This is a genomic window from Marinobacter piscis (assembly GCF_007671655.1).
Taxonomy (GTDB): domain Bacteria; phylum Pseudomonadota; class Gammaproteobacteria; order Pseudomonadales; family Oleiphilaceae; genus Marinobacter; species Marinobacter piscensis.
In genome coordinates, this window is the sequence record NZ_VCGX01000003.1 from 332,327 (window position 1) to 358,329 (window position 26,003).

The 26,003-nt window shown below is 54.0% G+C and carries 22 protein-coding genes; 20 read left to right on the forward strand and 2 right to left on the reverse strand.

What is annotated here, in order from left to right; genetic code table 11:
• The first annotated feature begins 74 nt into the window (after window positions 1-74).
• The 19 genes from FFI95_RS12440 to FFI95_RS12530 all read left to right on the forward strand — a co-directional run bounded on the left by FFI95_RS12440 (window position 75) and on the right by FFI95_RS12530 (window position 23,526).
• A complete protein-coding gene (locus FFI95_RS12440) occupies window positions 75-959 on the forward strand; it encodes an NAD(+) kinase (protein WP_144823010.1) in 885 nt (294 codons plus the stop codon).
• A gap of 2 nt (window positions 960-961) precedes the next feature.
• The gene (locus FFI95_RS12445; RefSeq protein WP_144823011.1) at window positions 962-1,981 is read left to right on the forward strand and encodes a metallophosphoesterase; all 1,020 of its coding nucleotides are present in this window, start codon (window positions 962-964) and stop codon (window positions 1,979-1,981) included.
• A 48-nt stretch (window positions 1,982-2,029) separates the two neighbouring features.
• Entirely contained in the window at window positions 2,030-2,893 is an 864-nt protein-coding gene (locus tag FFI95_RS12450; protein ID WP_144823013.1) for a rhomboid family intramembrane serine protease, read from the forward strand.
• Window positions 2,894-3,053: 160 nt separating this feature from the next.
• Complete coding sequence (locus tag FFI95_RS12455; protein WP_144823014.1) at window positions 3,054-3,347, forward strand: YeaC family protein; 294 nt, start codon at window positions 3,054-3,056, stop codon at window positions 3,345-3,347.
• Window positions 3,344-4,183 carry a DUF2797 domain-containing protein gene (locus tag FFI95_RS12460; protein WP_144823016.1) on the forward strand — a complete coding sequence of 280 codons (840 nt, stop codon included), beginning with the start codon at window positions 3,344-3,346 and terminating at the stop codon, window positions 4,181-4,183. The genes FFI95_RS12455 and FFI95_RS12460 overlap by 4 nt, the downstream gene beginning before the upstream one ends.
• Window positions 4,184-4,265: 82 nt before the next feature.
• A complete protein-coding gene (pepN, locus tag FFI95_RS12465; protein WP_144823018.1) occupies window positions 4,266-6,914 on the forward strand; it encodes an aminopeptidase N in 2,649 nt (882 codons plus the stop codon).
• A 155-nt stretch (window positions 6,915-7,069) separates the two neighbouring features.
• Window positions 7,070-8,458 carry a DUF1329 domain-containing protein gene (locus FFI95_RS12470; RefSeq protein ID WP_144823020.1) on the forward strand — a complete coding sequence of 463 codons (1,389 nt, stop codon included), beginning with the start codon at window positions 7,070-7,072 and terminating at the stop codon, window positions 8,456-8,458.
• A 74-nt stretch (window positions 8,459-8,532) separates the two neighbouring features.
• Window positions 8,533-9,681 (forward strand): WD40/YVTN/BNR-like repeat-containing protein, encoded by a 1,149-nt coding sequence (locus tag FFI95_RS12475; protein ID WP_246069508.1) that lies wholly within the window; start codon window positions 8,533-8,535, stop codon window positions 9,679-9,681.
• Between the two features lie 46 nt (window positions 9,682-9,727).
• The gene (locus FFI95_RS12480; protein WP_144823021.1) at window positions 9,728-12,115 is read left to right on the forward strand and encodes an efflux RND transporter permease subunit; all 2,388 of its coding nucleotides are present in this window, start codon (window positions 9,728-9,730) and stop codon (window positions 12,113-12,115) included.
• 185 nt (window positions 12,116-12,300) lie between these two features.
• The gene (locus FFI95_RS12485; protein ID WP_144823023.1) at window positions 12,301-13,284 is read left to right on the forward strand and encodes a TAXI family TRAP transporter solute-binding subunit; all 984 of its coding nucleotides are present in this window, start codon (window positions 12,301-12,303) and stop codon (window positions 13,282-13,284) included.
• A gap of 72 nt (window positions 13,285-13,356) precedes the next feature.
• Window positions 13,357-15,966, forward strand: a complete 2,610-nt coding sequence (locus FFI95_RS12490; protein WP_144823025.1) for a TRAP transporter permease — start codon at window positions 13,357-13,359, stop codon at window positions 15,964-15,966.
• 162 nt (window positions 15,967-16,128) lie between these two features.
• The gene (thrS, locus tag FFI95_RS12495) at window positions 16,129-18,054 is read left to right on the forward strand and encodes a threonine--tRNA ligase (protein WP_144823027.1); all 1,926 of its coding nucleotides are present in this window, start codon (window positions 16,129-16,131) and stop codon (window positions 18,052-18,054) included.
• A complete protein-coding gene (gene infC / locus FFI95_RS12500; protein ID WP_178976047.1) occupies window positions 18,051-18,596 on the forward strand; it encodes a translation initiation factor IF-3 in 546 nt (181 codons plus the stop codon). Before thrS ends, infC begins: the two co-directional genes overlap by 4 nt.
• 94 nt (window positions 18,597-18,690) lie before the next feature.
• Window positions 18,691-18,879 (forward strand): 50S ribosomal protein L35, encoded by a 189-nt coding sequence (gene rpmI, locus FFI95_RS12505; protein ID WP_144823028.1) that lies wholly within the window; start codon window positions 18,691-18,693, stop codon window positions 18,877-18,879.
• Between the two features lie 48 nt (window positions 18,880-18,927).
• The gene (gene rplT / locus FFI95_RS12510) at window positions 18,928-19,281 is read left to right on the forward strand and encodes a 50S ribosomal protein L20 (RefSeq protein WP_144823030.1); all 354 of its coding nucleotides are present in this window, start codon (window positions 18,928-18,930) and stop codon (window positions 19,279-19,281) included.
• Between the two features lie 159 nt (window positions 19,282-19,440).
• On the forward strand, window positions 19,441-20,439 hold the full coding sequence (pheS, locus tag FFI95_RS12515; protein ID WP_144823032.1) for a phenylalanine--tRNA ligase subunit alpha: 999 nt from the start codon (window positions 19,441-19,443) through the stop codon (window positions 20,437-20,439).
• Between the two features lie 62 nt (window positions 20,440-20,501).
• Window positions 20,502-22,874, forward strand: a complete 2,373-nt coding sequence (pheT, locus tag FFI95_RS12520) for a phenylalanine--tRNA ligase subunit beta (RefSeq protein ID WP_144823034.1) — start codon at window positions 20,502-20,504, stop codon at window positions 22,872-22,874.
• A gap of 3 nt (window positions 22,875-22,877) precedes the next feature.
• Window positions 22,878-23,180: an integration host factor subunit alpha gene (ihfA, locus tag FFI95_RS12525; protein WP_071264800.1), complete on the forward strand. Its 303-nt coding sequence runs from the start codon at window positions 22,878-22,880 to the stop codon at window positions 23,178-23,180.
• On the forward strand, window positions 23,161-23,526 hold the full coding sequence (locus tag FFI95_RS12530) for a MerR family transcriptional regulator (RefSeq protein WP_144823035.1): 366 nt from the start codon (window positions 23,161-23,163) through the stop codon (window positions 23,524-23,526). Before ihfA ends, FFI95_RS12530 begins: the two co-directional genes overlap by 20 nt.
• A 60-nt stretch (window positions 23,527-23,586) precedes the next feature.
• Here FFI95_RS12530 and FFI95_RS12535 read toward each other — a convergent pair whose 3' ends face one another.
• Window positions 23,587-23,775 (reverse strand): YgaP family membrane protein, encoded by a 189-nt coding sequence (locus tag FFI95_RS12535; protein WP_144823037.1) that lies wholly within the window; start codon window positions 23,773-23,775, stop codon window positions 23,587-23,589.
• 115 nt (window positions 23,776-23,890) lie between these two features.
• Here FFI95_RS12535 and FFI95_RS12540 point away from each other — a divergent pair, with 115 nt between their 5' ends.
• Window positions 23,891-24,499, forward strand: coding sequence for a Crp/Fnr family transcriptional regulator (locus FFI95_RS12540; RefSeq protein WP_144823038.1), 609 nt, complete (start codon window positions 23,891-23,893; stop codon window positions 24,497-24,499).
• A 65-nt stretch (window positions 24,500-24,564) separates the two neighbouring features.
• On the opposite strand, the gene FFI95_RS12545 is transcribed toward FFI95_RS12540, so the two are convergent.
• A complete protein-coding gene (locus FFI95_RS12545) occupies window positions 24,565-25,998 on the reverse strand; it encodes an aldehyde dehydrogenase family protein (RefSeq protein WP_144823040.1) in 1,434 nt (477 codons plus the stop codon).
• Between the last annotated feature and the right edge of the window lie 5 nt (window positions 25,999-26,003).

The window sequence follows — 26,003 nt, forward strand, 5'->3', positions numbered from 1 at the left end:
ACTGTAGGCCAGATTGTACTGGGCGTTAGCAGGCATATCTGCTTTCGTCGTATTCCGACACTACGGGAAGCTTCATGGATCAATTCAGAAACATAGGCGTTATTGGCCGGATGGGCAGCGTCAAGGTGGTTGAATCACTGCGCCAGCTCAAACAATACCTGAACGCTAACCATTACCACGTGGTCCTCGAGGAGGACACGGCCAGCATGTTGCCAGGTCATGGTTTGCAGGTTGCCAGTAAAAAACTTCTGGGGGAAATCTGCGATCTGGTAATTGTGGTTGGTGGTGATGGAAGCCTGCTGGGCGCTGCCCGGGAGCTGGCAAAGTCGAAAATACCTTTGCTGGGCGTTAACCGTGGACGCCTGGGGTTTCTGACTGACATCTCGCCGTCAGACCTCGAAGAGCGTCTTGGCAAGGTACTGAGCGGTGAGTATATAGAAGAAACCCGGTTTCTTCTGGATGGTAATGTTGAGCGTAATGGGCAACCGCTGGGGTTCGGCACAGCGCTGAACGACGTGGTTCTGCACCCGGGTAAGTCCACACGTATGATAGGCTTTGATCTGTACATTGACGGGCACTTTGTATACAGCCAGCGGTCGGACGGTCTCATTGTTGCTACGCCGACCGGCTCTACAGCTTATTCGCTGTCTGCAGGTGGCCCTATTATGCATCCGAAACTGGATGCTATTGCATTAGTGCCCATGTTCCCCCATACACTCAGTAGCCGTCCGATTGTTGTAGACGGCAAAAGCGAGATAAAACTGGTTATTGGTGAAACCAATAAAACCTATCCACAGATCAGCTTTGATGGACAGATGAATATTGCCTGCGCACCGGGGGATATCATTCGCATTGCTAAAAAACCCTTCAAGGTCCGGTTGATTCATCCTACTGACCATAACTTTTATGCCACCTGTCGCGATAAGCTTGGCTGGGCAAGCGACATAACAACGAGTTGAACATGGCGGGAACTATTCATACTGCGAGTCGCGGCTACGATGTTATCGGCGACATTCACGGTTGCGGGAATACGCTGGCCATGCTGCTTGAGCAGATGGGGTACAGCAAGGTAAACGGCGTTTACCAACACCGCCGGCGTCAGGCCATATTTATCGGCGATATTATTGACCGGGGCCCGAGAGTCCGGGAAGCGCTGCACCTGGTGCGCGATATGGTCGAGCGTGGTTCCGCCCGGATTGTTATGGGGAACCATGAGTACAACGCTCTGGGGTATTGCACCCGCGCCCGTCCCGGCAGCGGCCGAACCTGGTTGCGGGAGCACACGCCGCGCCATGACCGGCTGATACGGGAAACCCTCGACCAGTTTGAGAATTATCCGCAGGAGTGGAATGATTTCCTCGATTGGTTTTATACCCTGCCGCTATTTATCGAAGAAGATGACTTTCGCGCTGTGCACGCGTGCTGGGACAGCGAGCTTATCGAGAGATTCAAGCGGGAGCAGGGCGGTGCCTGCATTGATGAAGAGTTTCTTCACGCCTCTGCGGATATCAATTCATTCGCCGGAGAGGTAATGGATACCCTGTTGCGCGGCACGGACATGCGCTTGCCACCCGGAATGACAATAACCGGGCGCGACGGCTATGTCCGGGAGTTTTTCCGTACAAAATTCTGGGCGGACAACCCACGTACATACTCCGATGTCGTGTTTCAGCCAGACCCGCTGCCGCCGGAAGTGGCAAGCCGGAAGCTCACAGAGGAAGAGCGCAGCCAGCTGATCACCTACCCGTCAGATGCGCCTCCGGTGTTTGTCGGCCACTACTGGATGGACAGCCGGCCGGCACCGCTTAAGCATAATGTAGCGTGTGTTGATTTCAGTGCAGTGAAATATGGCAGGCTGGTGGCGTATCGGATGGACGGTGAGCAGGAGCTTTCCAAAGATAAGTTTGTCTGGGTCAATGTGGTCCGGGACCATCGTGACTCACCGGACTATCCCATCAGTGAAGACAGTGTTGCACGCTAGAGTTCCGGGTAAAGCCCGGCTAGTCTGTGCCCGTAAGGGAATTAAGTTGTGTACCGCGTAAAACAGTTGGATACAGAGACAGACCTTGGCGGGTTCAGTCAGTGGCTGCGCAGCAGGGGCGTTCCTCACAGGATCAGTGAAGAAAGAGGGTTTCAGGTGCTGTGGCTGGAAGACCCTGAGCATGCTGAGCCTGTTCTGGAGGCGCTTGATCGATACCTTTCTGAGCCCGACGTGCGTCAGGCGGTGGCGAAGCAGAATCGCTCACCTGTGTTTGTGGCAGGGCGCTGGCAACCATCCCCCCGCCACGCACCGGTTGTGCTGGGCATTATATTGCTGGGCGTTTTGATGGCCTGGGTGACTGGTTTAGGTACGAACCAGCTTACGGCCAGCCTGCTGATTATTGATCCCCGGATGTACGACTGGGGCAGCGTGGCAGAGCGCATTGACGCACTTTCTGCAACGCTTGCCGGTGGTCAGGTATGGCGACTCTTTACCCCTGACTTTCTCCACTTCAGCTGGACGCACATTATATTTAATGCGGTTATGCTCTGGTTCCTGGGCAGCCAGGTTGAGTGGTTCGATGGCCGCAGACGCCTGATCGTACTTTTTATAGTCACCAGTCTTTTATCCAACGGGTTACAATATGTGGTTTCAGGACCATTTTTTGGTGGCCTGTCCGGTGTGGTGTACGGCATTCTGGGCTACTGCTGGCTAAGCCAGCGAAACCGGCCCAGGTTCCAGTTTCCACCGGCGCTGGTTACTTTTGCGGTGGTATGGATGGTGATTGGCTTTACTCCGCTTCCGGAAGCGCTTGGTTTAGGGCGTATGGCAAACGAGGCGCACCTGGGCGGGTTTATGGCAGGCCTTGTGCTGGCGGCTTTTTTACCAGCTCCCGGAAATGCACGGACATAAAAAAACCCCACAAAGGTGGGGCGGTAAAGAAGCGTATAGCTCCTGATGAGAGAGACCAAATGAAACGACCATCGCCATTTGGTAAAGTAATGATAATCATTATCGTTTGCGTGTGTCAAGCGGTACTAAATATTTATAAGCAGGTTTTCAGGAGAGTAGGATGACCTACGAAGAACTTATTGAACGGCTCGACCCGAATGTTTATCAGAGCCTGCGCCAGTCTGTTCAGCTTGGTAAGTGGCCTGATGGCCGCAAATTGACGCCGCAACAGCGCGAGATCAGCCTGGAGGCGGTGATTTATTACGAAAATCTGCACAACATTCCGGAGGAAGAGCGAGTGGGGTACCTCGACCGGGGAAGCAAAGCAGGTACAGCATGCGACCCTACCGTACGTCGTTCACAGAGCGGCGACAGTGACGCAGATTCGGATCAGTTTTTTGAGGTAAGGTCTTGAGCAATATTGCAGATGTAACCGGAAGGCTTCGGAAAATGCCGGCAGAAGCCGGAGATCCTGTTTCCTATGTGATGGCCATAGGCGATGCCCGGGTGTCATTGAATGAACTGATTGGCAGACAGGTACGTTTCGATTTTGACGGCGTGATTTGTTGCATTCACTGTGACCGGGTAACGAAGAAAAGCTTTAATCAGGGGTACTGCTATCCTTGTTTCCGCAAGCTGGCAGCCTGTGACAGTTGCATCATGAGCCCGGAAAAGTGCCATTACCATCTGGGCACCTGCCGGGAGCCGGAGTGGGGCGAAGCCAACTGCATGATTGAACATGTAGTGTACCTGGCCAATTCGTCGGGCCTGAAGGTGGGAATCACTCGTGGCTCTCAGATTCCGACACGCTGGATAGACCAGGGTGCTGTAGAAGCCATACCCATGTTCCGGGTAGCTACCCGGCATCTGTCGGGGCTGGTTGAAGTTGCGTGTAAAACACACGTTGCCGACCGTACCAACTGGCGTGCCATGCTCAAGGGAGACGTTCCGGAGCTGGATCTTGTACACGAACGCCAGCGAATACTGGCCCTGATAGAAGAAGATGTGGCCTCACTACGGGAGGCGCATGGGCAAGAGGCTATCCGTAGTGTGGATGAAGAGGGCTTTGATCTGAGCTTCCCGGTGCAGGTCTGGCCGGAGAAAATCAAAACCCATAACCTGGATAAAATACCGGAAGCAGAAGGTGTCCTTGAGGGTATAAAAGGCCAGTACCTTATCCTCGATACCGGTGTAATCAATATCCGCAAATTTACCGGTTATGAAGTCCGATTCCGGGTAATGGACGCGTAAAAGCATCCGTTACCTGTCTGTTTTGCTAACGCCTGGCTGGCCTTTTTGGCTGGCTTTAGGCGCTGAAATCTGGAGACAACCAATGCGCACTACGCAGCCGAAAACCATCCGCCTCAGCGAATACACAGTACCCGCACACCTGGTAGATACTGTAGATCTTCGCTTCGAACTCTTTGACGACGGCGCCAGGGTTCACAGTACGCTGTCTGTGCGCCACAACCCCGATTCCGCTGAAACGGCCGCACCCCTTACCCTGGACGGCGACAGCCTGAAGCTGGAACGTGTGGCACTGAATGGAAAAGATCTGGCAGCAGGAGAGTACGAAGAGACCGGTGAGCAGCTTATTATTGCCGGCGTGCCCGACCGGTTCGAATTAACCGTCGTAACCTGGATTGAGCCCCAGAACAACACGCGTCTTGAGGGGCTTTATAAATCATCCGGTATGTTCTGCACCCAGTGCGAAGCGGAAGGCTTTCGCTGCATTACCTACTTTCCGGACCGCCCCGATGTCATGGCCCGTTACCGCACCCGGATTGAAGCCGATAAAGCCAGCTGCCCGGTGCTGTTATCCAACGGCAACGCCGTGGAAAGGGGGGACCTTGAGAATGGCCGCCATTTTGTGACCTGGGAAGACCCGTTTCCCAAGCCCAGCTATCTGTTTGGACTGGTTGCAGGTGATCTTGTGGAACAGCGGGATAGCTTTACAACCGGTTCCGGCAGGGACATCGACCTGCGTATTTATGTAGAACCCCGCAACGCAGAAAAATGCGACCATGCGCTGGCATCGCTCAAGCGGGCCATGCGCTGGGATGAGGAAAACTACGGTCGTGAATACGACCTGGACATCTTCATGATCGTGGCCGTGGACGATTTCAATATGGGCGCCATGGAGAACAAGGGGCTGAACATCTTCAACTCCTCCTGCGTTCTGGCGAGTCAGGACACGGCAACCGATCTTGCGTTCGAGCGCATTGAGTCTATTGTTGCCCATGAGTACTTCCATAACTGGTCGGGTAACCGGGTCACCTGCCGTGACTGGTTTCAGCTGAGCCTGAAAGAAGGCTTCACAGTGTTCCGGGACTCCACGTTTTCCGCCGACATGGGGTCGCCAACGGTAAAACGTATTGAAGATGCCACTCTCCTGCGCACAGCACAGTTTGCCGAAGACGCCGGCCCCATGGCTCATCCTGTGCGCCCGGCGGCGTACATGGAGATTTCCAACTTTTACACCCTCACCATTTACGAAAAGGGTGCGGAAGTTGTGCGTATGATTCACACACTGCTCGGGCCGGAGCTGTTCCGCAAAGGCAGTGATCTTTACTTTGAGCGCCATGATGGCCAGGCAGTCACCACTGACGACTTTGTGAAAGCCATGGAGGATGCTTCCGGCCGTGATCTTTCTCAATACCGGTTGTGGTATGAGCAGGCAGGAACACCGCAACTGACGGTCTCCGACAGCCATGATTCGGAGCAGGGTGTTTACCGCCTGACCATCGAGCAAACGATTCCGGATACCCCGGGCCAAACGGATAAAAAGCCTCAGCATATACCTTTCGCCCTGGGCCTGCTGGGCGCGAATGGCGAGGCCTTGCCTCTCATCCAGGACGGTTCTTCAGATGCCGAAAGCGCGCCCCTCGAGCAGGTTCTTGAGCTGACAGAAGCGCGTCATACTTTCGAATTCCACGGCCTGCCCGGCAGGCCCGTGCCTTCATTGTTGCGGCACTTCTCAGCGCCGGTGCGGGTGATATACCCCTGGAGCCGCGACCAGCTGGTGTTTTTGATGAGCCACGACCCGGACGGGTTCAACCGCTGGGATGCCGGTCAGCGCCTTGCAGTTGATGTGATCCAGTCACTGGTGGGGGCCTCAGAGGGCACTGAGATTGAACCGCGCCTGGTGGAGGCATACCGGGCGTTACTGGGAGACTCGACACTCGACCAGGCACTGGTGGCAAAGATGCTGCAACTGCCTTCCGAAGCCTATCTGATTGAGCTGGCGGACAGCCCGGATGTGGCTGCCATTCACCACGCCCGGGAGCAGGTGTTGCAGCATCTGGCAACGTCCCTGCGGGAAGAACTCATTGCCTGCTACCACCGCAATTCAGTAGCAGGTAACTATGAGCTCACACCTGAGTCCATTGCCCGTCGGAGCCTCAGAAACACTGCTTTGTCGTGGTTGTTAGTCATTAATGATGAAACCGGCCGCGACCTGGCAGTACAGCAGTTCCAGGAAGCCGATAACATGACCGATCGTATGGGCGCACTGCGGGCTCTGGTTAACTCCGATTATGCGGCCGAGCGCAGCAAGGCACTGGAAGAGTTTTATGCACATTTCCAGGATGACCCGCAGGTGGTGGAGCAGTGGTTCTCAGTGCAGGCGTCCAGTGACCGTGCCGGTCAGTTGCCCCAGGTCAACGCACTGTTGGAGCACCCTGCCTTTGACTGGAAAAATCCGAACAAGATACGGTCCGTTGTCGGCGTGTTTGCCGGTCAGAATCTGGCTGCTTTCCATAACCCTGATGGCTCAGGCTATGCCTTTCTCGCTGACAAAGTGTGCCGGCTGGATGATAGCAACCCGCAGATTGCCGCCCGTTTGGTGACGCCGCTGACGCGCTGGAAGAAGTTCGCGCCAGCCTATGGTTCATTGATGCGCGAGTCACTGGAGCAGATCCGCGATAAATCCGGGTTGTCTGCGGACCTGTATGAGGTAGTGCACAAAAGCCTTGGCAGTTGATGCCATGGCGCCCTGAAAACGACCGGGTGCAAAATCGCACTTTCGGTCGATAGACACGTTTGATGGATCGGATAACCTGTGGGAAAGCCTGCCTTTCCCGCAGGTAACAAGAAAAAGTCGATCCCCCAGGCTTTCAGTCGAAATCAGGGTACACAATGAATTATAAAAAAAGTGCAATATATGGCGGGCTGCTGGCCCTTTCGCTCGCATCTTCAGCAACCTGGGCTGCGGTTTCAGCCGGTGAGGCTTCACGCCTGGGTCAGGAGCTAACCCCGTTTGGCTCTGTCAAAGCCGGAAATGAAGCAGGAACAATCCCTGCCTGGACCGGGGGGCTTACACAGCCGCCTTCCGGCTACGAGGGCACCGGTCAGCACCATATCGACCCTTTCCCCGATGATGACGTTCTGTTTACCATCGATGCATCAAATATGGATCAGTATGCCGGGCACCTGACAGACGGTGTCCGTGCCATGCTTGAAACATACCCCACCAGCTTCCGTATTCCGGTTTACAAGTCCCGTCGTACCCATGCCGTACCCGACTGGGTCGCAGAGAATACCCGTGAAAACGCGGTTGATGCTCGTATCGTTGGCGAGGGTGAGGGCCTCAAGGGTGCATTTGGGGGTTACCCTTTTCCAATCCTTCACGGGAATAATGAACAAAAAGCCTGGCAGGTTATCTGGAACCATCTGACCCGCTGGCGTGGTGTCGTCATCAGTCGCCGCTCAAGTGAGGTTGCGGTACAGAGCAGTGGTGACTATTCGTTGGTCACATCCCAGCAGGAAGCCTTCTTTAATTACTACAACCCCGAGGGGGGAGAAAGTGAGCTGGATAATGTCATTTTCTATTATCTCTCATTTACCCAGTCGCCGCCCCGGCTCGCAGGGGGTGCGATCCTCATTCATGAAACTCTGAACCAGATCATTAACCCCCGCAATGGCTGGGGCTATAACGCCGGGCAGCGTCGCGTGCGCAGGGCGCCGAACCTGGGCTATGACTCTCCGATTGCAGCATCTGAAAACCTTCGCACCGCCGATGACACAGATATTTTCAACGGGGCCCTGGATCGTTATAACTGGTCCTATGAGGGGCTGAAAGAAGTCTACATACCCTACAACAACTATCGGATTGGCGAAAAAGGCACGCCTTATTCTGAAATTCTGGGTGTTTCCCACCTGAATCCCGACCTTACCCGCTGGGAGCTTCATCGAGTGCACGTGGTCGAGGCAACCCTGAAAGACGGGGCGCGGCATATTTATCACAAGCGCCGCTTTTATGTAGATGCGGACAGCTGGAACACGGTTCTGCTGGACCAGTACGACGGCCGTGGTGAGTTATGGCGGGTCACTATGGGGATCGCCAAGAACTACTACGAGTTGCCGGGCGTATGGACAGCGCTGGATGTGTATCACGACCTGCAGGCTCGCCGTTATCACGTGCTGGGTCTGGATACAGAAGAAGCCCGGACCCGGGTGTTTACCGAAGATATTCCGAATAAGCGCTACTTTTCACCGGCGTCTCTGCGTCGTCGCAGTGTTCGCTAAAACGCGCAGGCTGTCGTAGCAGGCAGTGACAGTGCATTGAGAAACAGAAAAAACAACACAATAGGCAATACTGAATGGCTACAAGGTTGATGTGCAAGACGTTGGGGGCGGCCTGCCTCGGGCTTTCCATGCTTTGGTCCGCTCCGGCGGCATTTGCGCTCACAGATATAATCGAGACGCCAGCCCGGCAGACAGACCAGGCTTCCACGAACCTTCTCAATGATGCGGAGCGCGTCGGCGACCGGATCGTTGCTGTGGGCGAGCGTGGGCACATCCTGTATTCAGATGATGACGGGCAGAGCTGGACCCAGGCCAGGGTTCCCGTCTCGGTCACACTGACGGCTCTGGACTTTGGTTCAGAAACCCATGGCTGGGCCGTTGGCCATAGCGGTGTTGTGCTGCACACAGACGATGCCGGGGAAACCTGGACGCTTCAATTAACAGGCATCGAAGCAGCCAGGCTGGCCATTGCCAGCAAAGAAGACCAGATCGCGACCATGGAAAAGCGTATCGAAGACGCGCCAGAGTCCGAGAAGGGTGACCTGGAATGGGCGCTGGATGACCTGTTCTTTGCCCTGGAAAACCTGCAGTCAGATCTTGATGTTGGCCCGGTAAACCCGCTGCTGGGTGTATGGTTTGAAAGCCCGCAGCACGGGTTTGTGGTGGGTGCCTATGGCATGATTCTGCGCACCCGGGACGGCGGTAAAACCTGGGAAGATCAGGCCCCGAAAATCGATAATGCCCAAGGGTTTCACCTTAACAGCATCACCCGTATTAAAGGCGGTGCGCTGGTGATCGTAGGCGAGGCCGGGCAGATACATGTCTCTGTAAACGACGGAGACACCTGGACACGGCGGGAAAGCCCGTATCAGGGGTCTTTGTTCGGTGTGATCGGAACCGGCCAGGTTAACGAGATACTGGCTTTTGGTCTGCGTGGCAACATGTTGCATTCAACCAATCTCGGGAAAAATTGGCGGATGGTTCCCAGCGACGCCGGTGCAACGCTTAATGATGGCGCTGTAGCTGAAGACGGTCGGATAACACTGGTCGGTAATGGCGGAACGGTATTGATGAGTGGCGATGGCGCTGAATCGTTCCGCAAACATTTCCGGAGTGACCGGGCGGGCATCATGAGTGTGGTTCCGGTCTCTGGTATCAACCTTCTTCTTGTAGGTGAAAACGGCGCGGTGATTACGGATGCGCGCGGACGGAACCTTCAATAACGCCCTGACGTGGCAACAACCGAACAAATAACCAAGGGGCTTTTGAATGACCAACCCGAACCATGACAGTGGTAAACACTACCTGACAACGCCCAAGGCAGAGCCGTTCCTGGAACGTCTGATTTTTAATAACCGGGCAGTGATACTCGTTGGCTTTTTGCTGTTAACGCTGTTCCTCGGCTACAACGCAATAAAAATCGAGCCGGATGCCAGTTTTGAGCGAATGATCCCGCTTGAGCACCCGTATATTGTCAACATGCTGGAGCATCGGAACGATCTGGAAAACCTCGGCAACTTTGTGCGTATTGCGGTTGAGGCGAAATCCGGTGATATCTTTACTAAAGAATACATGGAGACGCTCAAACAGATCACCGACGAGGTTTTTTATCTCAACGGAGTGGATCGGTCGGGCCTGAAAACACTCTGGACGTCCAACGTTCGATGGGTGGAGGTAACCGAGCAGGGCTTCCAGGGCGGCACGGTTATTCCCGATGGTTACGACGGATCACCGGCGAGTCTCGAGCAACTGCGTCAGAATATTCTGCGCTCGAACGAAGTGGGGCGGCTGGTTTCCGACAACTTCAAGTCCACCATCGTGTACGCACCTTTGTACGAAAATAACCCGGAAACCGGTGAGCCGCTGGATTATGGGTCGTTTTCCCGACAGCTGGAAGAAAAGATTCGGCAAAAATACGAAGCCCAGAACCCCAATATTGAGATTCATATTGTGGGTTTTGCTAAAAAAGTGGGCGACCTGATCGAGGGTATCGGGGCCATTGCCTGGTTTGCAGGCATCACAATCCTGCTCACGACCTTGCTGCTGTTCTGGTACTCACGCAGTATTACCGGCACCCTGGTGCCTGTATTCACCTCGATTGTTGCGGTGTTCCTGCAGCTGGGCACCCTCAGGCTTCTGGGGTATGGGTTGGACCCATACTCGGTACTTGTGCCGTTTCTGGTGTTTGCCATTGGCATCAGTCATGGCGTTCAGATTGTTAATGCCATGGCCGTTGAGGCAGCCAAAGGGTTTGATGCGGTTATGGCTGCGCGTCTGGCATTCCGGGCGCTGTACATCCCCGGCATGCTCGCACTGATATCTGATGCGTTTGGTTTCCTTACGCTGTTTTTTATCGAGATTGACGTTATCCGGGATCTGGCCATAGCGGCTGGCCTGGGCGTGGCGTTTGTGATCATCACCAATCTGGTGCTGCATGTACTGATTATGTCGTATCTGGGGATCTCGAAAGGCGGTATTCGCCATGTGCAGAACCACGGGGAAAAGCAGGATCGCAAGTGGCGCCTGATGTCGTATTTTGCACACCCCGGAGTTGCACCGGTGTCCTTGCTTATCGCATTAGTCGGCCTGGGGGCAGGCCTTTACTTCAAGCAGGATCTGAAAGTAGGGGATCTGGATCAGGGGGCCCCGGAGTTACGTGCGGATTCCCGCTACAATCAGGACAACGCATTCATCATCGATAACTATTCCACCAGTGCGGATGTTCTGGTGGTGATGACAGAAACGCCTGTAGAGCAATGCACCCAGTATAACGTCCTGCGTGCCATGGACTCATTGCAGTGGGAATTGCAGAACACAGCAGGTGTGCAGTCAACCGCCTCGCTTGCGGATGTTTCCAAGATCGTGACCAAGGCGCTTAATGAGGGCAACTGGAAATGGTACGAAATTTCCCGTAACCAGACCATAATCAATGCGTCCATCCGTGAAGCTCCTTCCGGACTCATAAACACCAACTGCAGTCTGACACCCGTGCTGGTTTTCCTTGAGGATCACAAGGCGGAAACCCTGGAAACGGTCGTAGAGCAGGTAGAAGGCTTTGCGGCGGCTAACAGTAATGACGAACATACGTTCCTGCTGGCTGCCGGCAATGCCGGCGTAGAAGCGGCAACGAACGAGGTGATAGCCAACGCGAAGAACCTGATGCTTATTCTGGTTTACAGCGTGGTGAGTCTGTTGTGCTATGCTACGTTCCGGTCGGTTCGCGCTGTCTTGTGCATTGTTATTCCATTGGGGCTGACCTCCATTCTTTGTGAAGCGATCATGGCTGTCTCCGGCATCGGAATCAAAGTGGCCACTCTGCCGGTGATTGCACTGGGCGTGGGTATAGGTGTGGACTATGGCATCTACATTTATAGTAAACTGGAAACCTATCTGCTGGAGGGAAAAACCCTTCAGGAAGCCTACTACGAAACACTGCGATCGACAGGTAAAGCGGTCATGTTTACCGGCGTGACGCTTGGGCTTGGCGTGGTAACCTGGATTTTCTCCCCGATCAAATTCCAGGCCGATATGGGGTTCCTGCTGTTCTTCATGTTCCTGTGGAATATGATCGGAGCCATCTGGTTACTGCCAGCTCTCGCGCGGTTCCTGCTACGGCCGGAGAGGATGGTTGCCAGGGCGCGAGCTGCTAAACAGTAATCGCAGTTGCCGGAAAATAAAAGCCCGCAGTTTTGCGGGCTTTTTGTTGTTGGGTCAACTGGTTAGCGAGCTAATCCATACTTTATTTATAGGGTAAAGTGGTCTATGTTCTATAGCGAGCGCGATGCTTGCTCGTGAGCACAGGCGGGCAGTTAATATAACGATGAAAAAAAGGAATGATTCACATGACACTCAAGCTTAAGGCCTCCGCATTCGCTGTAGCAGCAGCACTTAGCCTGGGAACGGCGTCAACGACCGTTTCGGCCCAGGAGCAACGCTTTGTAACGATTGGCACCGGGGGGGTAACCGGTGTGTACTACCCTGCAGGCGGCGCTATTTGTCGTCTTGTTAACATGGACCGGAAAGAGCACGGCATCCGGTGTTCGGTCGAGAGTACCGGTGGCTCGGTATATAACCTGAATGCCATTCGTCAAAACGAGCTGGATCTGGCGGTTGCCCAGTCAGACTGGCAGTACCATGCCTATAACGGCACCAGTCAGTTCAAGGATGACGGCCCCAACAAGGAACTTCGGGCTGTTTTCTCACTGCACCCCGAGCCGTTCACGGTTGTGGCCAGTAAAAGTTCCGGGATCAAGAACTTTGAAGATCTCGAGGGCAAGCGCGTCTCCGTAGGCAACCCCGGGTCCGGGCAACGCGCCACAGCAGAAGTGCTGATGGATGAAATGGGCTGGACCATGGACAAATTCTCGCTGGCCGCCGAACTCAAGGCTGCAGAGCAGTCCCAGGCGCTGTGTGACGGCAACCTTGACGCGTTCTTCTATACGGTGGGCCACCCTTCCGGCTCTATCAAAGAGGCAACGACCTCTTGCGACAGTGTTCTGGTTAACGTAGAAAACGAGTCCACAGAAAAGCTTATCAATGACAATCCGTATTACCGGAAGGCTGTGATTCCCGGTGGTATGTACCGCGGGTCGGATAATGACGTAACCACCTTTGGTGTGGCGGCAACGTTTGTGTCTTCCACCGAAGTGCCCGACGAGGTCGTGTATCAGGTGGTTAAGGCCGTGTTCGAAAACTTCGACAGCTTCAAGCGCCTGCATCCGGCCTTTGAAAACCTGAAGAAAGATGAAATGGTGTCCGACGCCCTGAGTGCTCCACTGCACCCGGGTGCCGCGAAATACTACAAAGAAGCAGGCCTGATCGATTAACTCGGTTCTGGCTCTGAAACGAACGACGGGCAGGTTCTGCCCGTCGTTTTTCGCCTCTGACAGGATTCTGCTATGACCCATAGCGACCCGGGAGCCGGGGAAAAAATCGACAAGCAGAAAGTTGAGGAGTTTCTTCAGACCGAATCCGGTGGAAGAGCTGCAACCGGAACGGCTGCGATCATCCTTTTTGTTGTCCCTTTGCTCTGGTCACTTTTCCAGCTCTGGATAGCATCACCATTACCGTACATTTTTGAATTTGGTGTATTTAACTCATCAGAGTCACGCTCAATACACCTGGCGTTCGCCTCATTTCTGGCGTTTGCAGCATTCCCCATGATTCGTGGCAGGAACATAAACAAAGTACCGGTTTACGACTGGCTTCTGGCCCTGGCTGCCGCGTTTACAGCGTCTTATCTCTACGTTTTTTATGATCAGCTGGCGACCCGGCCGGGCTCACCGAATACTCAGGATCTGATTGTTGCTCTGTCAGGGCTGGTGCTGTTGCTGGAAGCAACCCGGCGCGCACTGGGACTGCCACTTACCATTGTTGCGGGTGTATTTATTATTTACTCGCTCGCAGGCCCTTACATGCCTGATGTAATTTCCCACAAAGGGGCAAGCCTCAATAAGCTGGCGTCGCACCAGTGGCTGGGTACGGAAGGTGTTTTTGGTGTGGCGCTGGGGGTATCAACCAGCTTTGTATTCCTGTTTGTGCTGTTTGGTGCCTTACTCGAACGGGCGGGTGCCGGAAATTACTTTATCAAGGTGGCCTATGCCATGTTGGGCCACATGCGCGGTGGCCCGGCAAAAGCTGCGGTCGTAGCCAGTGGCTTGAGCGGGGTTATATCCGGCTCGTCCATTGCTAACGTGGTTACTACAGGTACTTTTACGATTCCGCTGATGAAGCGCGTGGGCTTTCCCGCCACAAAAGCGGGCGCGGTAGAAGTGGCGGCTTCAACCAATGGACAGCTAACACCGCCCATTATGGGGGCGGCGGCATTTCTGATGGTGGAATACGTAGGTATTCCATACCTGGACGTTATTAAGCACGCTATCTTGCCCGCCATGATTTCCTATGTGGCACTGATCTATATCGTGCATCTGGAAGCCTGCAAAATGAACATGAAGGGCATTGAGCGGCTGGAAAAGCCGACAATTGCCCAGCGCATGCTCGTCTGGGTCATGGTTATACTGGGGCTGAGCATACTGACCCTGGCAGTGTATTACGGCGTAGGCTGGACAAAAAACCTGTTCGGCGATGCCGCCATGTGGGTGCTGGGACCACTGCTGATCGCTATCTACGTTGGACTTGTGGGTTACGCCTCCCGCTTTCCGGACCTGGAAGAGGAGAGCGCGGACAGTATTATGGACGAGTTGCCGCCGGTCGGCGCAACGGTCAAAACCGGGCTTTATTTTCTGTTACCGGTGGTAGTTCTGGTGTGGTGCTTGACCGTTGAGCGTTTCTCTCCCCAGCTTTCTGCCTTCTGGGCGACGATGTTTATGGTATTTATCATTGTTACCCAGCGTCCGCTGAAAGCTTTTTTCAAGAACCGCGGAAATTACCTGTCAGGCTTCAGGGAAGGCGGGGTGGACCTGACCTATTCACTGGTTACCGGCGCCCGTAATATGGTGGGGATCGGTGTGGCTACGGCTACCGCAGGCATTGTGGTGGGTACGGTGACACTGACAGGCATCGGTTTGGTGATGACTCAGTTTGTCGAGTTCATCTCGGGAGGGAACCTGCTCCTGATGCTGGCCTTTACTGCGCTGATCAGTCTGATACTGGGCATGGGCCTGCCGACGACCGCCAACTACATCGTGGTGTCGACATTGATGGCGCCGGTTATTGTCAGCCTGGGCGCGCAAAATGGTTTGCTGGTTCCGTTAATCGCAGTGCACCTGTTCGTGTTCTATTTCGGGATTCTGGCCGACGATACGCCGCCTGTGGGGCTGGCGGCTTATGCCGCCGCAGCGATTTCGGGTGCCGACCCGATACGGACCGGGGTGCAGGGTTTCACCTATGACATCCGAACGGCGATCTTGCCGTTCATGTTCATATTCAATACCCAGTTGCTGCTGATCGGGCTCACCGGCTGGTTTGACTTGCTGATAACTGTATTCAGTGCGGTAACGGCCATGCTGGTGTTCTCTGCGGCCACCCAGGGCTTCTGGTTTACTAAAACCCGCTGGTGGGAAACGGTAGGGCTGTTGTTGATAGCCTTCACCCTGTTTCGCCCCGGATTCTGGTGGGATGAGGTGTATCCGCCAACCCAGGAACGTCCCGGTTCCGAGCTGCTTCAGCATGTAGAAGACGTGCCGGCAGGTCAGCCGGTGATTCTTCAGGCTACCGGCATGTCATTATCGGGAGACGATGTTTCCAAGTATATGAAACTGCCGCTGCCGGCAGGCGATACGCCCGAGCAGCGACTGGCCTCGGCGGGCCTGGAAGTATCACCTGCGGGTGACGGGATGAGTGTAGACTTTGTGAACTTCGGCAGTGATGCAGAAAAAGCCGGGCTCAGCTTTGGCTGGACCATTGACGAGGTGCAGATTCCAACCCAACGGCCTCCAAAGGAACTGATGTTTATTCCAGCGCTGTTATTACTTGCTTTGCTGGCCTTTTTACAGCTTCGGCGCAGGGCCGGTGAGGGCGAGCGACCGCCTTTCGTACCTGCACGCTGAGGCCTTAAACCTTCCCTGTACGCATAACCCGGCCTTAGCCTGCCGGGTTCGTTTCTGTTAAAATCCTCAGTTCAGTAAGGCGCCACGGTTTGTGTCGTGGCGGCCATGTCATGCAAGTGATCTTTGGTATAGATCACCTCTGAGCACCAAACAGGAGTATTCATGCCCGTAGTAACTTTGCCTGATGGCAGTCACCGCAGTTTTGCTCAACCCGTCACAGTCCACGATGTCGCAGCCGATATCGGCGCCGGCCTGGCCAAAGCGGCACTTGCCGGAAAAGTCGACGGCAGTCTGGTTGATACCAGTTATCTGATAGAGAACGATACCGAGCTGGCCATAGTCACCGACCGTGATGAAGAAGGGTTGGAAGTTATTCGCCATTCTACCGCCCACCTGATGGCCATGGCGGTAAAAGAGTTGTTCCCGGAAGCTCAGGTTACCATTGGTCCGGTGATTGATGACGGCTTTTACTACGATTTTAAATACGACCGGCCGTTTACTAATGAAGATCTGGCGCGTATTGAAAAACGCATGGCGGAGCTGGCCAAACAGGATTTGCCGGTTTCCCGTTCAATTATGTCCCGCAGCGACGCTGTCAAGCTGTTCGCAGAGATGGGCGAAGACTATAAAGTACGCATAATTGAAGATATTCCCGGCGATGAAGACCTGTCTTTTTACCAGCAGGGTGACTTTATTGACTTGTGCCGGGGGCCTCATGTGCCGAGCACTGGCAAAATGAAGGCCTTCAAACTGACCAAGGTGGCCGGCGCTTATTGGCGTGGTGACACCAGCAACGAACAGCTGCAGCGGGTGTATGGTACAGCCTGGGCCAATAAAAAAGATCTTAAGGCCCATTTGCGCCGGATAGAGGAAGCAGAGAAGCGGGATCACCGTAAGGTCGGGAAAAAGCTGGGGCTTTTCCATATGCAGGACGAGGCGCCTGGTATGGTGTTCTGGCACCCGGATGGCTGGACGGTTTACCAGGAAATTGAGCAGTACATGCGCACAATCCTGCGTCGACACGGTTATCAGGAAATTAACACGCCGCAGATAGTCGCCCGGGAACTGTGGGAAAAGTCCGGTCACTGGGAAAAGTTCAAAGAGGGCATGTTTACGACCGAGTCGGAAAAATACGACTTTGCGGTTAAGCCCATGAACTGCCCCTGTCACATCCAGGTGTTTAACCAGGGCCTGAAGAGTTATAAGGATCTGCCGCTTCGTCTGGCAGAGTTTGGGTCGTGTCACCGGAATGAAGCCTCCGGTGCATTGCACGGTCTGATGCGCGTGCGTGGGTTTACGCAGGATGATGCGCACATTTTCTGCGAAGAAGATGCAATCCAGGAAGAAGTTTCCCGGTTTATTGATCTGTTGCACGAGGTTTATAAAGACTTCGGGTTTACCGAGATCCTTTACAAGCTGTCTACGCGTCCGGAGCAGCGTGTAGGTTCCGACGAGGTCTGGGACAAATCGGAAGCCGCACTGGAAGAAGCCCTGAACCGTGAAGGCGTGGATTGGGAGTTGTTACCGGGTGAAGGTGCGTTTTACGGCCCTAAAATTGAATTTTCACTGAAAGATTGCATTGGCCGGGTATGGCAATGTGGCACTATTCAGGTAGACTTCAGTATGCCCGGACGCTTGGGAGCGCAATACGTTGCAGATAACTCCGAGCGCAAAACACCGGTCATGTTGCATCGTGCTGTACTGGGTTCATTTGAACGCTTTATAGGTATTCTGATTGAAGAATACGAGGGCGCGTTCCCCACATGGCTGGCCCCGACACAGGTTGCGGTGCTTAATATTACCGATAATCAGCGTGAATACTGTGAGAATCTGGCAGAAAAACTGGATTCTTCGGGTTTCCGGGTGAAAGCCGACTTGAGAAATGAGAAGATCGGCTTTAAAATCCGTGAGCATACTATTAACAAAGTTCCCTTTCTTGCCGTTGTTGGCGACAAAGAGGTCGAAAACAACACCGTTGCGGTGAGAACCCGCAAAGGGGAAGATCTGGGAACACTATCGCTCGAAGCGTTCGAGCAGATTCTGAAAGACGATGTTGAACGCAAGGGCAGAATCAAGACGGAGAATTGACTATTAAACAGCGAACGAATCGGGGTGGGCGTACTCCAAAGGCGCCAATCAATCAGAATATTGATGCAACTGAAGTCCGCCTGATTGATGCCGATGGCAACCAGGTGGGTATAGTTCCGATCGAAGAGGCACTCCAGAAGGCAGAGGAGGCGTCCCTGGATCTGGTTCAGGTTACAGATTCCGATCCGATCGTCTGCAAAGTCATGGACTATGGAAAGAAAGTCTTCGACGAGAAAAAAGCGAAGGCTGCTGCCAAGAAAAAGCAAAAGCAGACGCAGGTAAAAGAAGTCAAGTTCCGTCCCGGAACTGAAGAAGGGGATTATCAGGTAAAACTACGCAACCTGATACGTTTCCTTGAAGGCGGGGACCGCGGCAAAATCACTATCCGCTTCCGCGGCCGTGAGATGGCACACCAGGAAATTGGTATGAAGCTCATGGCACGCATTGAAGAAGATATTGAATCGCTGGCCCAGGTCGAAATGCGGCCTAAAATGGAAGGCCGCCAGATGACCATGGTTGTGGCTCCCCGCAAAAAGAAGTGAGCCTGATCAACGAGCGCATCCCCTGCCAAAAGGCGGGGGATTCGTCGTTCAGGTTCACATTTATGTGCTTAAAAGAGAATGCGGAGTTTTAAAAATGTCTAAGATGAAAACGAAAAGTGGAGCGGCCAAGCGGTTCAAAAAAACTGCTAACGGCTTCAAGCGTAAGTCGGCCTTCACCAGCCATATCCTGACCAAGAAGAGTCCCAAGCGTAAGCGTCAGCTTCGCGGTACCTCCATGGTTGCTAAATCCGATGTGGCATCCGTAGAACGCATGCTCGGTTAATCCGCGCAGGCAGAATATAAAACGGTTTAATGGTAGAAGGATTATAGAATGGCTCGAGTTAAGCGTGGCGTGGTTGCACGTCGTCGTCATAAAAAGGTTTTAAACCAGGCTAAAGGTTATTACGGTGCCCGTAGTCGTGTATTCCGGGTAGCCAAGCAGGCGGTTATCAAAGCCGGACAGTATGCATACCGCGACCGCCGGAATCGCAAGCGCGCCTTCCGTGCACTGTGGATTTCCCGGATCAACGCCGGTGCGCGTGCTAACGGATTGTCTTATAGCCGCCTGATCTCAGGCCTTAAAAAGGCAAACGTAGAAATCGATCGTAAAGTTCTGGCCGATCTGGCCATGAACGAACAGCAGGCGTTTTCTGCTGTTGTTGAGAAGGCCAAAGCGTCTCTTTGATCGCTTAGCTCTTTCATCGATTACGAATCGAGCCGGTGTCGGGTAGTGTCAGATTGGCAAAGCAGACATCGTTTAATAGGGGAAGGGCACGCTCTTCCCCTATTTTTGTTTCAAGAGTTCATGTTTTGAATTCCTCATTTCTGGTTTGGAGCAGGGTCAATGGAAAACCTGGAACAACTGGTTCACGACGGTCTGAAGGCGGTGGAGCAAGCCGACGGCTTGCAGGCGCTTGATCAGGTTCGTGTGCAGTATCTTGGTAAAAAAGGCGTTATTACCCAGCAGGCAAAGACCCTGGGCAAACTTTCGGCGGACGAGCGCCCCGCCGCCGGCCAGAAGATTAATGAGGCAAAAGGGCAGGTTGAGCAGGCGATTAATGCGAAGCGCAGCAACCTGGAGCGCATTGCCATTGAACAAAAGCTTGCCAGTGAGTCCATAGACGTCAGTCTGCCCGGTCGTGGCCAGGATCTCGGAGGACTGCACCCGGTAACCCGCACCTTGCAGCGGATTGAAGAATTCTTTTCCCAGGCGGGTTATACCGTAGAGCAGGGCCCCGAAATCGAAGACGATTACCATAACTTCGAGGCGCTTAATATTCCCGGCCACCACCCCGCCCGGGCTATGCATGACACGTTTTATTTCAATCCGGGAACACTGTTGCGTACCCACACCTCGCCGGTACAGATCCGCACCATGGAGGCGACAAAGCCACCGTTCCGGATGATTTGTCCGGGGCGCGTTTACCGGTGCGACTCTGACATGACCCATACCCCTATGTTCCATCAGATTGAGGGGTTGCTGGTTGAGAAAAATGTCAGTTTTGCCGATCTGAAAAGCACAGTAGAAGAATTTCTCCGGGTGTTTTTTGAGCGCGACCTGCAAGTGCGTTTCCGGCCCTCCTACTTTCCGTTCACTGAGCCCTCTGCCGAGGTCGATATCGAGTGGGGCCGGGAAGAAGATGGCAGTATCAAATGGCTGGAGATTATGGGTTGCGGCATGGTACACCCGAAAGTATTCGAGCACTGCGGTATTGATGCTGAAGAGTACCGGGGCTTTGCCTTCGGTATGGGCGCTGAGCGCCTTGCGATGCTCCGTTATGGTGTAAACGATTTGCGTATGTTTTTTGAAAACGACCTGCGCTTTCTACGCCAGTTCCGTTAAGGCACCGCGTTTAACAGTATCCGAATTAACAGTCTAAACCGCATCAGGACAAGGCAATAACCATGAAATTCAGTGAGCAGTGGCTGCGCGAGTGGGTAAACCCGGAGATCAGTTCTCAGGAGCTGATGGACCAGATCACCATGGCCGGGCTGGAAGTGGATGGCTACGAACCCGTAGCCGGCAAGTTTGAAGGTGTCGTGATCGGCGAGGTTCAGTCGGTAGAGCCACACCCGGACGCCGACAAACTGCGTGTGTGTCAGGTGAATGACGGCAGCCAGACCGTTCAGGTGGTGTGTGGCGCGCCCAACGTGCGTGCAGGCATGAAGGTGCCATTTGCCGTTGTGGGGGCGGTATTGCCCGGTGATTTCAAAATACGCAAAGCCAAACTTCGTGGTCAGCCCTCCGAGGGCATGCTGTGCTCCGAATCCGAGCTGGGTCTGTCAGAGAGCCACGACGGGCTGATGGAGCTGCCGGCAGATGCCCCTGTGGGCACCGGAATGAGCGAATACCTTCAGCTTGACGATATAGCGATTGATGTCGACCTGACCCCAAACCGGAGTGACTGCCTTTCTGTAAAGGGTATAGCCCGTGAAGTTGCAGTGCTGAACAGTCTGGTCCCGCAACAACCCGCGATTGACCCTGTTGAAGCTGTGCATTCAGAAGTGCCGGATATCCGAGTGGATGCACCCGACGGCTGCCCGCGCTACCTTGGGCGCATTCTGCGGAATGTGAATCTGCAGGCGGAGACGCCGTTATGGATGCAGGAAAAACTGCGCCGCTCCGGTGTACGTTCCATTGATCCTGCGGTTGATGTGACCAACTACGTCATGTTGGAACTGGGCCAGCCAATGCACGCCTTTGATCGGAATGAGATCAGTGCCGGCATTGTGGTCCGTATGGCCGGTGCCGGTGAAAAGCTCGTTCTTCTGGACGGACAGGAAGTTGAGCTGACAGACAAGACGCTGGTAATCGCCGACCATGAAAAGCCGATCGCTATTGCCGGCATTATGGGGGGCGAGCATTCAGGTGTAAGCGCGGATACCCGCGACCTGGTGCTTGAGTCTGCCTACTTCGATCCGATCACACTGGCAGGCAAGGCCCGTTATTATGGCCTGCATACAGACGCGTCCCATCGCTTTGAGCGAGGCGTTGACTATGAGCTTGCCCGTGATGCCATGGAGCGCGCCACGCAGCTGCTCATGGATATCGTAGGCGGGGAACCCGGGGAAGTTGTAGAGGTAAGCAGTGCTGAGCATCTGCCGGAAGAGCGGGTAATTGATCTGCGCTCCCGGCGTCTTGCAGACGTTCTTGGGCTTGAAATCGACCGGACAACGGTAGAAACAATCCTGGCCCGGCTGGGCCTGCGTATTGATAAATTACTGAAAGAAGGTTGGCGAATTGTTGTTCCCAGCTACCGGCCCGATATTTCAATCGAGGAAGACTTGATTGAAGAGGTTGGCCGGATCTATGGGTACAACAATCTTCCGGTCACCGAACCTACGGGTGCCCTGGGGTTGCGGGAGAATGCCGAAGCAACGCGGCCGGTCTCTGCCATCAACAGTTACTTTGTATCTCACGGCTACCAGGAAGCCATTACTTACAGCTTTGTGGATCCGAAAGTACAGACGCTGGTGGACCCTGAGCGTGAAGGCATTGCTTTGGCTAACCCCATTTCTTCAGACTTGTCCGTTATGCGCACAAGCCTCTGGAGCGGGCTTCTGAAAACGGTTGCCCATAACCAGAACCGTCAGCAGTCCCGGATACGTCTTTTTGAGACAGGCTTGCGGTTTGTGCAGGAAGGCGAGCAGATTGATCAACAGCCTATGCTGGCAGGCGTGGTTGTAGGGCCTCATTACCCTGAGAACTGGGCAAATGGTCGCAGGGCTGCGGATTTCTTTGATGTAAAAGGCGAGCTGGAAGGCCTGTTCAGCCTGCTGGGAATTGAGATTGAATTCCACGCCAGCAGGCACCCGGCTTTGCACCCGGGACAGACCGCAGAGCTCACCCGCGATGGAGAATCTGTGGGGTGGCTGGGCACATTGCACCCGCAAGTGCAGAAAAATCTTGAACTTAATGGCACGATTCTGATGTTTGAGCTATCCTTGAATTCGATCGTTACGGGATATGTGCCTAATTTCAAAGAAATTTCAAAATTCCCGGAAGTCCGGCGGGATTTGGCTATTATTATTGGCAGTGATGTCGCATTTGCCGATGTAAAGCGCGTAGCCCGAAAGCATGCTGGCGAACGACTGACGGCGTTGCGTGCGTTTGATGTGTATGAAGGGGAGAGCCTTGGCGAGGGCAACCGGAGCCTTGCACTCAGCCTTTTCTGGCAGCATCCTGAGCGTACGCTGAACGAGGATGAGGTGCATACGCTCTTCAATGGTGTTATTGAAGCACTGAAAGAAGAGCTGGGGGCAACACTAAGGAGTTAAAACATGGCGGCTTTGACGAAAGCGGAAATGGCAGAGCGCTTGTACGAAGAGCTGGGTCTTAACAAGCGTGAAGCCAAAGAAATGGTGGAAGCTTTCTTCGATGAGATCAGGGGCGCACTCAGCCATAACGAACAGGTTAAGCTGTCGGGCTTCGGTAACTTTGACCTGAGGGACAAAAAGCAGCGCCCCGGGCGAAACCCGAAAACGGGTGAAGAAATACCCATAAGCGCAAGGCGTGTTGTTACATTCCGTCCCGGACAGAAACTGAAGCAAAAAGTAGAAGCCTATGTTGGAACCCAGTCATAATAACGAACTTCCCGCTATCCCCGGGAAGCGCTACTTCACCATTGGTGAGGTGGCGGAGCTGTGCGCCGTAAAGGCTCACGTTCTGCGTTACTGGGAGCAGGAATTCCCGCAGCTGTCTCCGGTCAAGCGCCGGGGGAACCGCCGCTATTACCAGCGCGCTGACGTAATTACCATTCGTCAGATACGCAGCTTGTTGTACGAGCAGGGGTATACGATTGGTGGTGCCAAGCAGAAGCTCAGCAGCCATGAAATAAAAGATGATACCACCCAGTACAAGCAGCTTATCCGACAGATGATTGTTGAGCTGGAAGACGTTCTGGACGTACTGAATGCTCCGGCGAAATAATCCGCCCGGTATGCATAAAAAGCCGAAGTGATTCCCCGTCACTTCGGCTTTTTTGTGAGCTTATTTCTTTTTACAGGTTTTGATTCCCAGCAGCGAGTAGGCCGGGCAATTACCCATCAGAGCCGTGGCCAGGGGAATAATGCCAATCCAGCCCCAGGGTGTTTGCGGTCCTACAAAGACCAGCGCCAGAAGTACAATGCCCACAAGGGCACGAATAATACGATCTGCAGAACCCATATTAACGCTCATAATCCAGTCTCCTGTGTTGGCATGAGGCTACGGTTCTTACTTTAGTATCCATTGCAAACCGCTTCAGTGATAAAGTCACACTGGACCGACACGTTATAAACATTCAGGGAAACCGATGATACGCCACAGCATTCTGGATAAACTCCCCGACGCCCTCCAGGAAGACGTGCTGGAGACTGTAAAAGCCATGTCTTTGCCCCAGGGCAAAATCCTGTTCCGGGCGGGCGAGCCTTGCCAGGGTTTGCCTCTGGTACTCAGGGGCACAGTAAAAGTTCAGATGACGGGCGCAGCGGGCAACAGCATCGTCTTATACCGCATGGGAAAAGATGATATCTGTACATTATCCATTGGTTGTTTGATGACCGGTTACGGCTATCGCGCGGAGGCGCTTGTTGAGGAGGCTTCAGAAGCCGTCATGATTCCCCGGGGCCTGTTTGATCGCTTGATGGACCAGTCTGCGGAGTTTCGTCTGGGTGTGATGGAATCGTACGGGCGACGGTTGGATGATCTGATGTTGTTGGTAGAAGAGGTAGCCTTCCGGCGAATGGACGAAAGACTTGATGAGTGGTTGCAGGCTCGTACCAGCCCGGTACTTATTACACATCAGGAGCTGGCAGTTGAGCTTGGTACCGCCCGTGAAGTTGTCAGCCGGTTACTGAAAGAGCTGGAGCGCAAGGGACGAGTAAAGCTGGCACGTGGCAGAATTGAGTTAACAGGTCTTTAAAACACACGCCCCGGACTCCGTCAGGGAGTACCAGGGCGTGTGATCAGACATTTAGCGTAATGCCATTACCAGTCAGAAACAGATTTAACTTCCAGGAACTCTTCCAGCCCCCAGACGCCACCTTCACGGCTGCCATTACCGGATTGCTTCATACCGCCGAACGGGAAGCCTGCTGAGCCGGATTTGCCATTCACTTCCACCATGCCAGAGCGGAGCTGTCGGGCGACCCTGCGGGCGCGCTCTTTGTCCTCTGTCTGAATGAAGTTGGTCAGTCCGTAAACCGTATCGTTTGCCAGCTCTATGGCTTCTTCTTCAGTTTCAAACGGCGTAATGGACAGAACCGGGCCAAAAATCTCTTCACGCCAGATGGTCATCTCAGGCGTAACATCCGAGAAGACAGTGGGCTTTACAAAGTAACCGTTATCCAAGCCCTCCGGCTTGCCTTCGCCACCAGCAACGAGCGTGGCGCCTTCTTCGATGCCTTTCTTGATCAGCGACTGCACTTTCAGAAACTGCTGTTCAGAAACCACAGGGCCAATGTGCCGGCCTTCCTTGTCTGCAAGATCTACATCGGTTTTGCTGGCGATCATGGAGGCAGCTTCAACGGCCTGCTTGTAAACGGATTTTTCGACCAGCATACGGGTAGGTGCGTTACAGGACTGCCCCGAGTTGGCGAAGCAATGGCGAACGCCGCGGGTTACGGCCTTCTCATCGGCGTCTGCAAAGATAATGTTGGCGCCTTTGCCGCCCAGTTCCAGGCCCACTCTTTTGACGGTATCGGCTGCGGCAATTGTAATCGCCTTGCCGGCGCGGGTTGAGCCAGTAAAGCTCACCAGGTCGATATCCGGGTGTTCGGAAAGTTGTGAGCCAACGCCTGCACCATCGCCATTAACAAGGTTGAAGACGCCTTCCGGGAAGCCAGTGCTGTCAATCATTTCTGCAAGCAGCATGGCCGACAGGGGAGAAATCTCTGAAGGCTTGAGAACCACTGTACAGCCGGCAGCCAGGGCCGCAGGCACCTTCAGCATTATCTGGTTCATTGGCCAGTTCCAGGGAGTGATCAAGGCAGATACACCGACTGGCTCATGCAGAATGATGTTGTCTGGCGCATGCTCACCCAGTGGGTGCTCAAAATTGTAGGACTTCAGGGCACGAATGGTGTTTTTCAGGTTGGCAGCGCCTGCCCCTACCTGCGCAGTTTTCGCCAGATCAATCGGAGCACCCATTTCCTGACTGATGGTTTGTGCCATTTCATCGGCACGTGCTTTGTAAGTTTCGAACAAGCTTTCTAACAACTCTAGACGGCGCTCACGGGAGGTGGCAGCCCACGCTGGAAAGGCTTTTCTGGCGGCACTGACAGCGTTATCCGTGTCAGCCTGGGAGCCCAGAGTGATTGTTGAGAACCCTTTTTCATCAGACGGGTTAATCACTTCCAGACGCTGGGTTCCCTCAGGTGTGACCCATTTCCCATTAATATAAAACTTACTTGCATCCATCACGGTTT

Coding starts and splice junctions, on each gene's coding strand:
- pheS (WP_144823032.1), top strand. CDS start 19,441: ATGGAAAACCTGGAACAACTGGTTCACGACGGTCTGAAGGCGGTGGAG.
- FFI95_RS12445 (WP_144823011.1), top strand. CDS start 962: ATGGCGGGAACTATTCATACTGCGAGTCGCGGCTACGATGTTATCGGC.
- FFI95_RS12455 (WP_144823014.1), top strand. CDS start 3,054: ATGACCTACGAAGAACTTATTGAACGGCTCGACCCGAATGTTTATCAG.
- rpmI (WP_144823028.1), top strand. CDS start 18,691: ATGTCTAAGATGAAAACGAAAAGTGGAGCGGCCAAGCGGTTCAAAAAA.
- rplT (WP_144823030.1), top strand. CDS start 18,928: ATGGCTCGAGTTAAGCGTGGCGTGGTTGCACGTCGTCGTCATAAAAAG.
- FFI95_RS12540 (WP_144823038.1), top strand. CDS start 23,891: ATGATACGCCACAGCATTCTGGATAAACTCCCCGACGCCCTCCAGGAA.
- thrS (WP_144823027.1), top strand. CDS start 16,129: ATGCCCGTAGTAACTTTGCCTGATGGCAGTCACCGCAGTTTTGCTCAA.
- FFI95_RS12530 (WP_144823035.1), top strand. CDS start 23,161: ATGTTGGAACCCAGTCATAATAACGAACTTCCCGCTATCCCCGGGAAG.
- FFI95_RS12440 (WP_144823010.1), top strand. CDS start 75: ATGGATCAATTCAGAAACATAGGCGTTATTGGCCGGATGGGCAGCGTC.
- ihfA (WP_071264800.1), top strand. CDS start 22,878: ATGGCGGCTTTGACGAAAGCGGAAATGGCAGAGCGCTTGTACGAAGAG.
- FFI95_RS12480 (WP_144823021.1), top strand. CDS start 9,728: ATGACCAACCCGAACCATGACAGTGGTAAACACTACCTGACAACGCCC.
- FFI95_RS12470 (WP_144823020.1), top strand. CDS start 7,070: ATGAATTATAAAAAAAGTGCAATATATGGCGGGCTGCTGGCCCTTTCG.
- FFI95_RS12535 (WP_144823037.1), bottom strand. CDS start 23,775: ATGAGCGTTAATATGGGTTCTGCAGATCGTATTATTCGTGCCCTTGTG.
- FFI95_RS12485 (WP_144823023.1), top strand. CDS start 12,301: ATGACACTCAAGCTTAAGGCCTCCGCATTCGCTGTAGCAGCAGCACTT.
- pheT (WP_144823034.1), top strand. CDS start 20,502: ATGAAATTCAGTGAGCAGTGGCTGCGCGAGTGGGTAAACCCGGAGATC.
- pepN (WP_144823018.1), top strand. CDS start 4,266: ATGCGCACTACGCAGCCGAAAACCATCCGCCTCAGCGAATACACAGTA.
- FFI95_RS12490 (WP_144823025.1), top strand. CDS start 13,357: ATGACCCATAGCGACCCGGGAGCCGGGGAAAAAATCGACAAGCAGAAA.
- FFI95_RS12475 (WP_246069508.1), top strand. CDS start 8,533: ATGGCTACAAGGTTGATGTGCAAGACGTTGGGGGCGGCCTGCCTCGGG.